11 protein-coding genes and 1 tRNA gene are annotated in these 15,166 nt (G+C 48.2%); 6 read left to right on the top strand and 6 right to left on the bottom strand.

Annotated elements, in window-relative coordinates; genetic code table 11:
- Positions 1-417 precede the first annotated feature (417 nt).
- Positions 418-490, top strand: a tRNA-Pro gene (locus tag T538_RS0112950).
- Between the two features lie 295 nt (positions 491-785).
- Here T538_RS0112950 and T538_RS0112945 read toward each other — a convergent pair.
- Genes T538_RS0112945 through T538_RS0112930 form a run of 4 tightly spaced genes read right to left on the bottom strand, consistent with a single transcriptional unit; the run spans position 786 to position 5,263 of the window.
- Entirely contained in the window at positions 786-1,445 is a 660-nt protein-coding gene (locus T538_RS0112945; protein WP_031534294.1) for a hypothetical protein, read from the bottom strand.
- A gap of 30 nt (positions 1,446-1,475) precedes the next feature.
- Positions 1,476-4,397, bottom strand: coding sequence for a golvesin C-terminal-like domain-containing protein (locus T538_RS0112940; RefSeq protein ID WP_031534291.1), 2,922 nt, complete (start codon positions 4,395-4,397; stop codon positions 1,476-1,478).
- Positions 4,398-4,422: 25 nt separating this feature from the next.
- Complete coding sequence (locus T538_RS0112935) at positions 4,423-4,980, bottom strand: 1-acyl-sn-glycerol-3-phosphate acyltransferase (RefSeq protein WP_031534289.1); 558 nt, start codon at positions 4,978-4,980, stop codon at positions 4,423-4,425.
- Between the two features lie 10 nt (positions 4,981-4,990).
- The gene (locus T538_RS0112930) at positions 4,991-5,263 is read right to left on the bottom strand and encodes a hypothetical protein (protein WP_031534288.1); all 273 of its coding nucleotides are present in this window, start codon (positions 5,261-5,263) and stop codon (positions 4,991-4,993) included.
- 188 nt (positions 5,264-5,451) lie between these two features.
- Here T538_RS0112930 and T538_RS0112925 point away from each other — a divergent pair, with 188 nt between their 5' ends.
- Both T538_RS0112925 and T538_RS0112920 read left to right on the top strand, forming a co-directional pair.
- The gene (locus T538_RS0112925; protein WP_031534286.1) at positions 5,452-7,092 is read left to right on the top strand and encodes a diphosphate--fructose-6-phosphate 1-phosphotransferase; all 1,641 of its coding nucleotides are present in this window, start codon (positions 5,452-5,454) and stop codon (positions 7,090-7,092) included.
- Between the two features lie 116 nt (positions 7,093-7,208).
- Positions 7,209-8,168, top strand: coding sequence for a glycoside hydrolase family 25 protein (locus T538_RS0112920; RefSeq protein WP_051656087.1), 960 nt, complete (start codon positions 7,209-7,211; stop codon positions 8,166-8,168).
- 2 nt (positions 8,169-8,170) lie between these two features.
- On the opposite strand, the gene prmA is transcribed toward T538_RS0112920, so the two are convergent.
- Positions 8,171-9,028, bottom strand: a complete 858-nt coding sequence (gene prmA, locus T538_RS0112915; protein ID WP_031534282.1) for a 50S ribosomal protein L11 methyltransferase — start codon at positions 9,026-9,028, stop codon at positions 8,171-8,173.
- A gap of 228 nt (positions 9,029-9,256) precedes the next feature.
- Here prmA and T538_RS0112905 point away from each other — a divergent pair, with 228 nt between their 5' ends.
- Both T538_RS0112905 and preA read left to right on the top strand, forming a co-directional pair.
- A complete protein-coding gene (locus tag T538_RS0112905; RefSeq protein WP_031534280.1) occupies positions 9,257-10,378 on the top strand; it encodes an endonuclease/exonuclease/phosphatase family protein in 1,122 nt (373 codons plus the stop codon).
- A 15-nt stretch (positions 10,379-10,393) separates the two neighbouring features.
- Complete coding sequence (gene preA, locus T538_RS0112900) at positions 10,394-11,857, top strand: NAD-dependent dihydropyrimidine dehydrogenase subunit PreA (RefSeq protein WP_031534279.1); 1,464 nt, start codon at positions 10,394-10,396, stop codon at positions 11,855-11,857.
- 375 nt (positions 11,858-12,232) lie between these two features.
- Here the strand turns inward: preA and pepD are convergent, their stop codons facing one another.
- On the bottom strand, positions 12,233-13,672 hold the full coding sequence (gene pepD / locus T538_RS0112895; protein WP_031534277.1) for a beta-Ala-His dipeptidase: 1,440 nt from the start codon (positions 13,670-13,672) through the stop codon (positions 12,233-12,235).
- Positions 13,673-13,806: 134 nt separating this feature from the next.
- Here pepD and T538_RS0112890 point away from each other — a divergent pair, with 134 nt between their 5' ends.
- Entirely contained in the window at positions 13,807-14,976 is a 1,170-nt protein-coding gene (locus T538_RS0112890) for a transporter substrate-binding domain-containing protein (protein WP_231497117.1), read from the top strand.
- Positions 14,977-15,166: the final 190 nt, after the last annotated feature.

Raw genomic sequence — 15,166 nt, 5'->3', positions numbered from 1 at the left:
TCATCTTCTTATGTTTTTCTGCGTGGTAAAGGTAGTAAATTATTGAAGGATAGCCTAATACAACCGATATTTTCTAATGGCGGTCATTAGAAAAATAGACATGCCAAATTTCTAATGACCGATTTGGGTTTATGTTATGGGCGGTTACAGTTACAGTTGTTACAGTTGTTTTTTTGATGTTGTGAGGTGTGGTGCTGGGCTATGCTTTTGCTGTATGGCTGCAAGACTGATAGTTGCGTGTTGCCATGGTTGCAGGCAACCGCAGTTTGAGCCGGAATACAGGCTGAACTTGGAGGGCAGAGAGATGCTTGCTGTTAAGATGCCTGTGCCATGGAGAAATAAAAAATGAAAAAAATATGCTCGGAAGGGCTTGTATTTAAATTAAATTGTCTAAATTTGCATTCGCTTTAGGGCAATCGGGATGTAGCGCAGTTGGTAGCGCACTACGTTCGGGACGTAGGGGTCGGGCGTTCGAATCGCCTCATCCCGACAGAATGGGGCAGGTGGATTTTTTCTCACTTGCCTTTTTTTTTATCAGGAATCAAACAAAAAAAAGAGGCCTCATTCCGAAGAAGAATGAAGCCTTTTTTTATTGTTGTTAAAAGCGATTATTTAACCCAAAAGTATAACATTAAATTAAAATCGGCAATTTTTAAGGCGTTTTTTTGAGGTCTGAAGACAGAATTTGTGCGTTTTTCCTATTCTTCGGCGTTTTTCAGGCTCGATTTTACTGTTCGCCCGGCTGCTTTTTGGATGATGCAAGCCGCGTTTTTTGCCGACTTGCATCAGCTGCTGCTATTTTTTATGAACAAGCGTTTGCCGATAAGCGTGAAGAAAATGGCAAGCAGAAGGATGTTGAAGATGAGGGCTCCGATGGCAAACGGCTTTCTGCTATTTTTATAGAAGTCGTCGCAAGTCTGTACTCTTTCCTTGTCTATGCCGTGCTCCTTGGTGTACTTGTTCCATAGTGCGCTTGTTGTAGGTGCTGAATACAGATGGTTCCAGACTTTTTTGTCCGTATCAACCTCGTATAGCCTGTATGTTGAGGCATCTTCGAATTTGTCGCCCGAAGAAACGACAATCTTGTTGTCATAAACGAGAATCTCTTTTGCGTGGTCGCCTCCATCTACATTCTTGCCTACAAAAGTCCAGTCGGGAACATCTGTCCAATTCAGATAATAGTCGTCGTTTACATAGACTTTGGCATAGTCGCCCATTCCTGTGTCGGTATTTGTTATTGTGGCATATAGAAAGGCTTCGAAAATGATTAGGACGAAGAATGACATAATGCAAAATGGCGGAGATATTGCCCATGCCCAGTATCTTACTCTTTTCTTGGTAACAGCCTTGAAGATGATTGCAGATATAATTCCGCCAACGACGGCAAGGCCAGAAAGGAATAGCGCGACTATAAACCAGAAAATCAGTCCGAATATCAGTTCCATGGTAGAAGGTGTTTTGTGGATGATTAAAGATTATTTTGCAAGAAATTTGATGTATTGTTCCATTGTCTTGTTTCGGCATTTCTCGTCTTTTATACATTCGAGCGGAACGGACGAGCACACAACGCGGTATTTGCCCCTTCCGTAGGCTACGGAAGCGCAGATGTCCTGACCGTCGAAGTCGGCAAGCGGTATAGAGCCGTTTACGCCGATGAGTCCCGACGGATGCTGAACGGCATAGCAGTATTTGTTGGCGTCGGTATAGATTTCGTAACTCATCTTGTCCTGCCTTATCACTACCGGAATGCTGTCGGAGGTGCGTTCGCCGTCGCAATATTTAAGCCATCTCGAAGCAAAGATGCTGTCGGCATTGTTTGTTAGTCCGCTGGCTATGTATGCGCCTGTTAGCAGAACCTTTCCGCCCTTGTTCAGGAACGTCTTCAGCTGGTTCTTCATGCCCTCGCTGAACAGAGGCTTGCTTGTTAGCGACCAGTCCTCTTTCTGCAATCCGCCAATGATGTCGATGATGGTGTAGCCCGATGTGTTGCCCATCTCCTCGAACGCCTCCTTGCTGCACGACACGAACGACCAGCCCTTCAGCTCGGCAACAGCCTTGCCGTGTGTGTGCGGATAGTCGAACGTGTTGCCCGTAACTATCTTGCCGTTCATCTGGCGGTTGCTGAATCCCAGACCATCTTCCGTTTCCTTGCCGATGGTGGATTTGGTGAAGCAGGTCTGCTCTCCGCTGAAGCCCGGGAACATCTTGTACGGAACGCCATATTCCGCCTTTATGTCGAAGCCCTGAAGCGAGTCGTTGTTTACCTCGGCCGGACCGCACAGACGTGTGAAGGCGTTTACTATAAGCATCGTACTTTTCTTCTTACTGCTTAGCGACTTGCTTGATATGTATGCCGACAGAACCTCGCTGTCCATGCTCTCTCCGCCATCGTTCACGGCAGTAACCTTGAAGTCGTACAGTTCGTCGGAATCAAGAAGCACGCTGATGCTCGTCTTACCGTTGCCGATATACATACCGTTGTCGAAATCGGCATCGCCCTTGCGCGTGTAAAGAATGTAGCCTGTTGGGGCTGACGATGGCGAACGCTTGTCGGCGGTAGGCTTCCAACTTAGCGTAACGGCAGACTCCCGAAGGTTTGGCTGCGCTATGGCAAACGAGCGCACCGGCAGAGGCTGCACAACCTCGTTAGTGCCGTGCATCAGGTTTACGTATTTAAGAACCGCCTTGTATATGCCGCGAGCCAGAAGGAACTTGAAGTAGGGGTCTTGCCCGTAGTGAAGGTCGGAGAAATTCTGGTGCGAGAGAGTCTCGACTATGAACGAAGGGAACTCGGGGTTTCGCGTCTCGCTATAGTTGTCGTTCACCAGTCGTCGTCGCGGCCATTCCGGAACGGCTGTGCGAATCTCGTTCTGCACCTCTTGCAGGGCCAGTTCGGTAGCGTTGCGCGACGTGTATCGCGATACGCCCGTGTTAAACACGTCGATGCCCTCGTTTTGCAGAGTGTATATGCCCAGCGTTCCGATGAGTTGGTCGTCCTTTCTGAATCCGGCATCGCTGTGTACGGCAAGCGACAGTTCGAAAGGCACTTTCTGCCCCTCAAGCCCCGGATTGTAGACCGAGCCGCCCGACAGATAGTTTATGGCATACGGGCGTGCGTTTATGTCGTCGGGATAGTCGTTGGTTCCTTGTCTCGAAGAGTACACCTCGTAAGGCATTCCTGCCCATTGCATTGAGTATCGTGCTCCTTCGAGGAATCTCGGCATTCCGCTTGTGGTAGGCGTCTCGCCGTCGAGACCGCGTGCTATGTTGCCCATTCCGCCTCCGAACCTTACGGCATCGGCCGAGACGAATCCCTTGGTGTTGCTGTAGTTAGACAGAACAACCTTGTTGTCGTCGCCGTTTCCCTTGCCAAAGGCGAATGTGCCCAGATATACCCATGTGCCGCCGCCCATCTGCTGGTTTACCTTAACCACCGTCTTTATTCCGCCGTGAACTATGGTGTACTGTGCATCGTTCACCGCCCACTTAATGGGCTGGTAAGACACATATACGGCATAGTTTCCAGCCTCGTCGAAGTCGGGAATCCACTCGGCCGAAGCCGTCTCGCCCTTTGTAGACGTGGCAATCATGCGTGCTGTTCCGTCGGCAAACGGATTGTCGCCCTCGAGATATGTTTCTTTAGCGTGTGCAAAGCCCGGGGTAGGTACTTTTCCCCAGCCCTTGCCGTATTCCTTGTATGTTCCTTTTGAGTTAGGGTCGTTGTCAACGATGGCTTCGAGTTCCTGCCAGTCGCGCTCGCGTGGCGTGTAGACTATTGCTCCCGAGCGTTCGAGCATAGGTATGAGGAACGGCACGACGATGGTTTGTGTGAAAAGGTCCTCGCTTGTTGCGAAGATTGACGGACGCTGCCAGTTCCAGCAGTTGAGAGCCTGCTTGAAGTATCTGCCGTGGCTTGCCCACAGGGCTATGTGCCTGCCGTCGAGCCCCTTGCTTGGGCGGTAGGGCACGGATATGTTTCTTACCCACGGTTTTCCGGTGTAGTCAATGCCTCGCCACAGACGGTTTGACATTATAGAGTTGCGCATATCGTCGGACTGTTGCTTTTCGATGGGCAGTCCGTCGGCATAGACCGTTATCTTGTAGTTGGCGAACCGCTTGGGCAGGACAGACTTGACATCGGCATAGATGCTGTTTATAACCTGCTTTGTAAACGGCTGCGTGCTGAACGTGTTGTTGCCGTATATGTTTATGAACTGCCTTACGGTATCGACCTCAACGTTCCTTATTCCGCTGCTGTTGATGTTTGCCAGTTTGCTTCTGTAAGCCTCGAAATACGGCACAATCTTGTTGCGCACCTGTTTTTCGGCCGTGCTGTATGGCGGAATCTGCGCATACACAACGAAGACTGACAGAAATAATCCTGTCAGTCCGCACATAAATCTCTTTTTAGTCTGTTTTTTGTCAGTCGATTTCACCTACTGTAAAATTTTCCGGATGCTTGCCCTTGAAGTCCTTGAAGTAACGCTTTATCTCCTTCATGTCGGCATCAATGTTGCCCGAAGGCGTGATTTCCTTTTCTATCCTGATTTCTTTCTTCTGATAGTCGATGCCTGCCAGCACTATCGGAATGCCCGCTTTGAGGGCGATGTAGTAGAAGCCTTTCTTCCAGTCGGGGTTAGGCTTTCGCGTGCCCTCCGGAGTGATGGCGAGATGGAATTGACTGAGTTTCATTGCAGTCTCGGCAAGCCTGTCGGTCATCGATGTCTTTTTGTCTCTGAACACAGGTATGCCTCCCCACGAGCGGAACAGCGGTCCGAGCGGCCAGAAAAACCATTCTTTCTTCATCAAGAAGTTGGACTTTCTGCCAACCGCCCAGTAGAAGAATTTGCCGAGGAACAAGTCCCAGTTGGTGGTGTGTGGTGCTATGCACATGATGTACTTGTCGTAGTCGGGCACGGTTAGCACGTATTTCCATCCAAGAAGCTTGAAGAGAATAAAACTGCTAAGTTTTTTCTTCATTCCTTTACCTTTAATTAAGAGTGTTTAGTTGGTCTATAATTTCAGAGACCTCGGTATTGAAGTCGGACTTTAGTTTCTTGTAGAATCCCTTTACGTTACCCGGTTCTGTGTGGCTTATGCGACTAACGAACTCGTTCTGAGCCTTTGCTATTCGGGTGAAGACCTCGTTAAGCTGCTGTTTGTCGACATCAGGATTGTAATACTGAATGTAATAAATTTCTGCCAATAACTCGCTCGTAATGTAGTTCACAAACTTCTTCAGGTTTCTTCTATTCTTTGCCATATCAAAAAAAATGAAAGATTATTTAAAACTGATGTAAAGATATGAAAAAAAAGTGAAAAACAAATCTAAATCAATTATTTTTTGAATATTTTGTTTTTTTGCCTTCGGAATAGGTGAAGTTTCCCGTATTTGCAGTATCTTCGCGGTGCGAAAAATAAAATTATTAAAAAATAAAAATTGTCTAAACCATGATCAAAAGTGCATTGCAAATTGCAAGGGCTGAATATCAGCCAAAGTTGCCTAAAGCGTTGTTGGGAGCAGTAAAGGCCTGCGAGGGCGCACCAACACAGTCAGTTTCAGATCAGGAAGAGATTAAGAAACTCTTTCCTAATACCTACGGTATGCCTGTTGTTCGTTTCGAGGCAGGCGAGGCAGTCAAGGGCGAGCCAATTAACGTTGGCGTAATCCTTTCAGGAGGTCAGGCTCCGGGCGGACACAACGTAATCAGCGGTCTGTTCGACGGAATCAAGTCTATCAACCCTGAGAGCCGTCTTTTCGGTTTCATCTTGGGTCCTGGCGGCTTCGTTGATCACAACTACATGGAGTTGACATCAGACATCATCGACGAATACCGTAACACAGGAGGTTTCGACATCATCGGATCTGGCCGTACTAAGCTTGAGAAGGTAGAGCAGTTTGAGAAGGGCTTGGAGATCATCCGCGAACTAAACATTAAGGCTATCGTCATCATCGGTGGCGACGACTCTAACACTAACGCTTGCGTGCTTGCCGAGTACTACAAGGCTAAGAACTACGGCGTTCAGGTTATCGGTTGTCCAAAGACTATCGACGGCGACTTGAAGAACGAGCACATCGAGACATCATTCGGTTTCGATACTGCTACAAAGACTTATTCGGAGGTTATCGGAAATATCCAGCGCGACTGTAACTCTGCCCGTAAGTACTGGCACTACATCAAGCTGATGGGACGCTCTGCATCTCACATCGCTCTTGAGTGTGCTCTTCAGTGCCAGCCAAACATCTGCCTCATTTCAGAGGAGGTTGAGGCTAAGAACCAGAGCCTCGACGACATCGTTACTTACATTGCTAATGTTGTTGCCGAGCGTGCTAAGAACGGCAAGAACTACGGTACTGTTCTTGTTCCAGAGGGCTTGATTGAGTTCGTTCCAGCCATGAAGAAGCTTATTGCCGAGCTGAACGACCTTCTTTCGGCAAACGCTCAGGAGTTTGCTATGATTAAGAAGTCAGCACAGCTTGAGTATGTAACTGGCAAGCTGAGCAAGGAGAATGCCGAGATCTTCTCTTCTCTTCCAGAGAGAGTTGCAAAGCAGCTTTGCGCAGACCGCGACCCACACGGAAACGTTCAGGTATCTCTTATCGACACAGAGCAGCTTCTTGCCGAGATGGTAGGTGTTAAGCTTGCCAAGATGAAGGAAGAGGGCAAGTATGTTGGCAAGTACAACACTCAGCATCACTTCTTCGGTTACGAGGGACGTTGCGCAACTCCTTCTAACTTCGATGCAGACTACTGCTACTCTCTTGGTTTCTCTGCTTCACGCCTTATACAGGCTGGCAAGACTGGCTACATGTCTGTTATCAAGAACACAACAAAGCCTGCTGCCGAGTGGATTGCAGGTGGTGTGCCTATCACTATGATGATGAACATGGAGAAGCGTAACGGCGAGATGAAGCCTGTTATACAGAAGGCTCTCGTTAAACTTGACGGCGCTCCATTCCTTGAGTTCGCAAAGAACAGAGAGAACTGGGCTTTGAACGACTGCTTCGTATTCCCTGGTCCTATCCAGTACTTCGGTCCTTCTGAGGTATGCGACCAGCCAACTATCACTTTGAAGTTGGAGCAGAAGTAACATTGTTTTTCCAAAATAAATAGTAAGTGGGCGAGATATTATAATGGTATCTTGCCCATTTTTATTTAGTTTTTTTTACCTTTGCATTCGTTTGTTTTAGATAAAGGTATTTTTTTATGGCAGAGACAAGGATGACTACAACGCGAAAGAAGGCTGGCACATCGGTGTCTGCCAAGTCTCCGTCTGCATCTGCCCGGAAGAAAAAGACCACCACGACGAAGAAGAAAACCGCAGGCAGACTGCGAAAGAAACGCAAGTCGGGCGGCGACCTGTTTTCAGACTTCTTCTCTATGAAAAACATCTCGAAACAGACAGAAAAGACATTCAGAAAGATGCTCCCGATGCTTGTGGGAATTGTATTTTGTTTTATTCTGGCTGTTGGTGGGGCAATTTTCCTATATGTAAGATATGTAAACCCGTACGCTTTCAAACTGCATCCGGTAGAGCGTCATCTTACGGGATATTCGGTATATGGCATAGATGTTTCTCACTATCAGGGAGATATCAACTGGGACAGACTCGCGGCTGCCGGCATCGACGGTCATGAGGTGAAATTCGTTGTGGCAAAGGCAACCGAAGGGGCAGACCATAGCGACTCTCGCTTTGAAGAGTATTTCACTCAGGCAAAGAAGAACGGCTTTGTGCGCGGAGCATATCATTTCTTCACTCCCGGAACCGTTCCGTATTTCCAAATACAGAATTATATAAGGGTAGTAGGTTCTCTTGAAGATGGTGATTTGCCTCCTATTCTTGATATTGAGAAAATAGACGGAATATCAAAAGAACAACTTCAGGAAGATGTTCTGAAGTGGCTCGTTGAGATTGAAAAGCATTATAATGTTCGGCCGATAATCTATACAAGTGTCAAGTTTAAGAAGAAGTACCTGAATCGCTCAGAGTTTGATGAGTACCCATTGTGGATTGCCAACTATGCCGACTCTCTGTCGTACGACGGCGAATGGGAGTTTTGGCAATACAGCGAAACGGGGAAGGTTGATGGTATAGGCTGTTATGTTGACTTGGACGTATACCATACAACCCTCGAAAGTTTCGAATCCTTGCTAATTCACAAGTAATTTTATTGCTTCTTTTCGAACGCCAGCATACACCAGTTGTTGCGTTCGTTTCTGCTTGTCTGAGCAAATCCAAGCGATGCCGCCTTTTCAATAAGTACGGCTGCATCTTCGGTATAGAATCCGCTTATCAGAAGCGTTCCGCCGTTGGCTATGCACTTTGCGTATTTGTCCATGTCGTTAAGCAGTATGTTGCGGTTTATGTTAGCCATGAACAAGTCGGCTTTTTGCTCGTTTATCGGCAATATTGAGGCATCGCCAAGAAAGACCTCGATATGCTTGTCGAATCCGTTGATGCTTATGTTCTCTCGGCTGTTCTCAACGCTCCACTCGTCAATATCTACAGCCTGAACCTTGTCTGCTCCTCTAAGGCACGCCATTATCGATAGGATTGACGTTCCGCAGCCCATGTCGAATGCGTTTTTGTTTCTCATGTCGAGCGATGCTATGTACTCGACAAGCATCGAGGTAGTCTCGTGCGTTCCCGTTCCGAAAGCCATCTTGGGGTTGAGGCTTATGTTGTAGCAGAAGCTGTCGTCGTCTTCGATTTCCGAACTGTGGATAAGGCATAGGTTCTCGCCAATCTCAACGCGGTTGAAGTTCTGCTTTTCCCATTCCTCGTTCCAGTCGCGATATTCTGCCTCCTCGCAAGTGAAGGTTATCGTTGTGCCGGGAAGCGGAATGTTTTCGATAATCTCGTTAAGTGCCTCCTCGTTCCAGAAATCCTGCTGAATGTAGCCTTTCAGACAGCCGTCCTCGTCGGTAAAACTCTCAAATCCAATTTCTCCGGCAAGCGACGGCAGAAGGTCGTGCGCCAACTCGTTGTCCGGCTCTATGCTGAATGTAACTTCGAAGTATTTCATTTCTGTAATTTTTAAGTTTTTGCAAAATTAGGCATTTTTGCCGAATAATAGGGCAGCATCGGCGTGATTATCTTTTTAATTGGCGTTTGTATCGAAAAAAACGAACAGCCATTTTTTTCGCGTTTTTCTTAGCAGATATTCGATTTTTGTTTATTTTTGCGAATAGGACCGATATTTTTTTGATGATCTGATATTATAAAAAAGAAGAACTCTTCTTGAACTAAATTAATGAAACGTAATATATTAAACCGCATATTTGCTGCCGTGGCGGTGTCGTGCTGCATGTTTTCATCGGCAAATGCTCAGATGCAGACTTCTTTCACAATGGCAACGCTCAATGTCGATGGTCTGCCGGGACAGGTCCTGTTCTTCAATGTTAATCAGGACGGACCAAAGTCGGGCGGAAGCGAACTCATAAGCGAATATCTTGCCTCAAAGGGATGCGACATATTCTGCTTGCAGGAGGATTTCAACTACCATCAGGAGATTTTGTCGCGCCTCTTTGCCGACTATGAGCACGACGAGTGGTCGGGCGGCATAATACTTGAGGACGAGGAGATTGACTATGACCATCTTCAGGACATTAAGTTCGAGTGCGACGGCCTGAACATGGTATGGAAAAAGGGCATACAGACAACGAACTACGAGCGGAAGGCTTGGAATAAGAGCTTTGGCAAGTTCAGCCACGAATTTGACGAAATGATTACGAAGGGTTTCAGAAGGCACGAACTAACGTTGGGCGACGGAAGTGAGATTGTTGTCTATAACATGCACATGGATGCAAGCTCGCAACGTGATGAGGCTGAGATGAACGACGGCGAAGACCGTGAGGCACGTCTGTCGCAATGGATTCAGCTGCGAGAGGACATTCTTGGGCACCTCGACTGCCGGCCAGTCATTATTGCCGGCGACATGAACAGCCTGTATCATCGTGATGACGTGAAGACCGCCTTCATAGATGCCATAGCAGCCACAGGAAAGGCAACGGTTGGCGATGCTTGGGTTGAGAAATGCAACGGCGGAACATATCCGTTATTTTCGGGAGAGGCTTTGGAAGGCGAACTTCTCGACAAGATTCTCTACATAAATCCAACCGGCGGAAATAGCGTTGTGCCAACCAGCGTTTCGGTTGACAAAGAGGGATATACCGTTGACGGCACTCCGCTTGGCGACCACTATCCGCTGTTCGCAACTTTCGAGTTCAAGGGCAGAAAGTCGTCAGGCATGAATAGGCAGAATATTGACGGCAAGCCTTCTGAAATATATGATTTGCGAGGCATACGCCAAGATAGCGAGAATCTGCAAAAGGGAATATACATCATAAACGGCAACATTCAATTTGTAAAATAAAGAACCATGAACAAGATGATACATATTGCAGAAGAGGCAGCACGCTGTCTGCTCTGCGCCGATGCTCCGTGCAGCAAGGCTTGCCAGAATGGCGACCCTGCCCGTGCCATAAGAGCCATACGATTTGACAATGCCGAACAGGCAGGCCGATGGGTTGCCGACTGTACTGATGATGAACTTGAAAAGGCTGAACAGTCGTGCATCCATTACGACCGTCCTATACGCATCCGCGAGTTGGTTGGTGCTTTGCCAAAGGCCGAAACAACAGCAGGCGAGTCGCATCCTTCGCTTGCCATAGACTTTTGCGGATTGCGTTGCGAGAATCCGTTCTTCCTTGCCTCGTCGGCAATCTGCACAAATTACGACATGGTGGCGCGTGCCTTCGACATGGGGTGGGCCGGCGTGTTCTACAAGACCATCTGCCTCGACGATATTAACGAGGTTTCGCCGCGCTTCGATGCCGTTGGCGAGTATAGGCAGGGCGATTTCTTCGGCTTCAGAAATATGGAACAACTGTCTGAAAATCCGGCAGATGTGGATTTCGACATCCTTCATCGACTAAAACAGAATTATCCTACGAAGATTGTCGTGGCAAGCATCATGGGGCGAACCGAGGAGGAGTGGATTGAACTGGCTGAGATGGCTGAGAGAGCCGGCGTTGATGCCGTTGAACTGAACTTCTCGTGCCCTCAGATGCGACTTTCGGGCTTGGGTTCAGACGTGGGGCAGAATCCCGAACTTGTAACATTCTACACGGCTTATGTAAAGCGGAAAGTAAATATCCCGGTAATTCCGAAGATGACGCCTAACATAACGCAGATAAACCAGCCTGCCATGGGCGCATATTTTGCCGGGGCTGATGCCATATCGGCAATAAACACAATAAAGTCGGTAACGATGGGCGAGAGGGGTGCCGTGTCCGACCGCAAGACCATCTCGGGATATTCTGGTCGTGCAATAAAGCCGATAGCGCAGCGCTTCATCCTCGAAATGGCAAAGAACCAGATAATGAAAAACGTGCAGTTCAGCGGCATTGGCGGAATTGAGACGTGGCGCGATGCCTTGGAATACATTCAACTTGGCTGCCGAAACGTGCAGGTTTGCACGGCCGTGATGCAATATGGCTACCGCATCATCGACGACTTCATATCTGGCTTGCAGCATTACATGAGTGTGCGCGGAATAAGCAGTCTTGACACAATAGTGGGCGAGGAACTCTGCCGGTTCGTAACGCCGAACGAACTGGACCGCGAGACCGTTGTTCTGCCAAAGATTGACCGCTCGAAGTGCGTAGGTTGCGGCAGGTGCTACACGTCGTGTAGGGATGGCGGACATCAGGCTATCGGTTTTGATTACGAAACGCGCCAGCCTAATATCGTTGGCACAAAGTGCGTAGGCTGCCACCTGTGCCGCCTTGTCTGTCCTGCCGGAGCGATTGGCACGACAAAGCGTTTTGGAAAACCGCAGCAGTCGCGTTGACCGAACTTTACAATTCATGGTAGGCAAACTTAGAGAAAGTTGAAAGATGAAAGAAAATTGTGAATTGTCAACTGAGAGTTGTCAATTAGTTTTTTCAACTTTCAACTTTCTCTAAAGAAATTGTGAATTGTCAACTGTGATTGTGAATTATAATCGGCTTTCTTCCCCGTACCTTGAACGTACCTTCCCCGTAGCTGCCCCGTTCCTACCCCGTAGCTACCACGTACCTTGCGGCTTACTTCTTCGAACCTTGCCCGTAGCTACTCCGTATCTTTTCTGAACCTTTCGGCTTGTTATCCCCTTACTATCGGCTTGCTTGCCTCTATCAGGAATCTATGTTGACGCGATTTTTCAACTTTCAACTCTCTCTAAGTTCTAATTGTCGGTTTTCAAACGAGAGAGGAGTTTCAGCAGAACGTGCCAGATGTCGTCAACAGTCTTTAGTTCAACGCGCTCGTTGGCAGAATGAGGCTCTACGATGCGCGGACCTATGCTGGCAATCTGTATGCCCGGATAGTGTTGTACAAAGAAACCTGCTTCGAGCACAAAGTGCATTGCCACCATGCGCGGACGCCAGCCAAGCACGTCGAGAAACATGTCGCTTGTTAGTTGCAGAAAAGGCGACTGCTGGTCTTCTTGCCATGCCGGGGCCGACATTACCGTCTCCGATGCTGCTCCGACAGATGCGAACGTGTCTGAAATCTCTTTGCTTAGCCGTTGCATTTCGCCGTCGATGAAACTGCGGGTATGGGTGCTGACGAGAATATGGTCGCTCTCCGTACGTATTCGTCCTATGTTGTTCGATGTCTCCACCGTGTCCTGCATCTTGTCGCTCATCCTTACAACGCCCTGTGGAATCCTATCCAGACATCTCAGAAGAGCCTCTGAAGTCTCCTTCGGGATAACCGTCTGTTTAGGTTCGCATGGCTCTGCCGTACAATGTATTTTTGAGTCTGATGATGTGTATTCTTCTTTCAGCCAATCATTTAAACGAGTTGTATTGTAATCCAATATCTGGCTTTCGTCCGATGTAATACAGACGGTAATATCGGCCGAAGATGCAATAGAAGCGTTAGCCTCGCCAACCTCAATACAGCCTATGCGCACATCCGCCTCGCTTGATATTGCAGACAAGAGCCTTTTGGCGGCAACCACGGCACTACATCGCCCCTTGTTGATGTCTACGCCCGAATGACCGCCAAGACCGCCTTCTATACGGATGCGATACCATAGAAATGCTCCGTCGGGGGCATGTTCGGGCTTCATCGGCAGTCTGTGCAGTTGCAGACATGCGCCGGCAGCACCAGTCGTAATGGTGTCGTAGTCCTCCGAGTCGAGGTTTATAACTTTGCGGCCACGGATAAAATCCCTCGACAGTTGGGCTGCTCCCGACATGCCGTCCTCCTCGTTTGTGGTGGTTATGACCTCAAGGGCAGGATGCTCGATGTTGCCGCTCTCTAAAACTGCAAGTGCCATTGACAGGCCAATGCCGTTGTCTGCTCCCAGCGAAGTGCCACGCGCCTTCATCCAGCCATTCTCAACATACGCGTCTATCGGGTGGCTTAACGGATTATCCATGCCAACGCAAACCATGTCCATGTGGTTTAGCAGAACAATGGTTTCGGAGGCCTCGTAGCCCGGAGTGGCAGCCTTGCGGATGACAACGCAGTTCTCTGCATCGCGTTCATAATCAAGATGCAGACGCTCTGCAAACTGGCATAGATAGTCGGCTACACGCTCCTCATGATGCGAGGGGCGCGGAATCTGGTTCAGTTCCTTGAATATATGAAAAACTCTTTCTGTTGTCGGAATCATATTTTTTCTTGTTGATACTTACGAGACAAAAATATGAAAAATTCCTCCTTTTTCGGAAAGTAAAATGATTATTTTTTATATTTGCAGATAATGTTTGTGTGATGGTAAATTTTAGACGACTTAACAATATAATTATGAAACAGAATTATTTATTGCGTCTGATGGCAATCGTGCTCGTTGTGGCAATGAGCATGGGGCTAATATCGTGTAGCAATAATGACAAAACGGCAGGACAGACCGATGTCTCAGCCATTGCCGATAAGGTATGGGATTTCAGTCAGACTCATCCCGACGGTTTTACGCTCGACATTCGCACGATGACGGAGCTGACAGAAGGCATTGCCGTCAGTTATGCCGCCACGCAGAATAGCCATTCGCGCAGCCAACTCGACAAGGTTGTTGCCCATGCCTTGCAGAACGACGGATTTGTTGGCGGATGGTACAACAGAGCCGACGGACTCTACTACTTCGACAGCACGCGCCTCTTTCCCGAGAATCAGCTCAAGGAAGCCCTCGAGTTTGGAAAGAAAAACGCTCAGAATTCCGCTTTTATCCTTTCTTCTTCTTCTGAGATTCCGCTTGACGGTAAGATTGCTGATATTGTAAGCCGTGGCACTCTTATTGTCGGCACAACAGGCGATTACCGTCCTCTGTCTTTCCGTGAGAGTGATGGCAGTTATTGGGGATTCGGAATCGAGATGGCAGAAGAGATAGCCGCGCAACTGGGTGTTGGCATAAAGTTCGTGCCAACCTCATGGCCAACGCTTTCAGCCGATGTGCAGGCCGAACCGCAACTGTTCGACATGGCTGTCGGCGGCATAACCATTACCGATGCACGCAAGCAGCAGATGCTTATGAGCGACGGCTATCTGGCTAACGGCAAGACAATTCTCTGCCGAGCAACCGAAAAAGAACGTTACCAGTCGCTTGCCGACATCAACCGCCACGATGTGCGTGTGATGGTTAATCCCGGCGGATTGAACGAAAAGTTTGCCCGCGAAAATCTTACTCGCGCAACCATCATCGTGCATCAGCAGAACGAGGAGATACCATCGCTCGTGGCAGGTGGCGAGGCCGACGTGATGATTACGGAAATAACCGAAGCTCCGTGGTATGTAAACAACGACTCTCGTCTTGCTGCACCATTGTTGTCGCAGCCATTCACTCATGGCGAAATAGGTGTGCTTATGCGTCGTGGACAGGACGATCTTCTCGCCTTCGTCAACGCCATCATCGCCAGAATGAAGTCCGATGGCTCGCTTCGTCGTTTGCACGAAAAATATGGACTCATATATTCATATTGAAACTTTGAACTTGAAATTTGAAAATTGAAAGTTCAAAATTCAGAACCGAATGATAACTATGGGTTTATAACGAACAATTTCGTCAGAAATTGTTCGTACGTCCAAGGTACGTCCAAGGTACGTCCAAGGTACGTCCAAGGTACGTCCAAGGTACGTCCAAGGTACGTCCAAGGTACGTCCAAGGTACGTC

The sequence above is a fragment of the Bacteroides sp. Ga6A2 genome (assembly GCF_000702225.1).
GTDB lineage: Bacteria > Bacteroidota > Bacteroidia > Bacteroidales > Bacteroidaceae > Ga6A1.
Note: the sequence above shows the minus strand (reverse complement) of the source record. Positions and strands in the feature narration are given on the sequence as shown.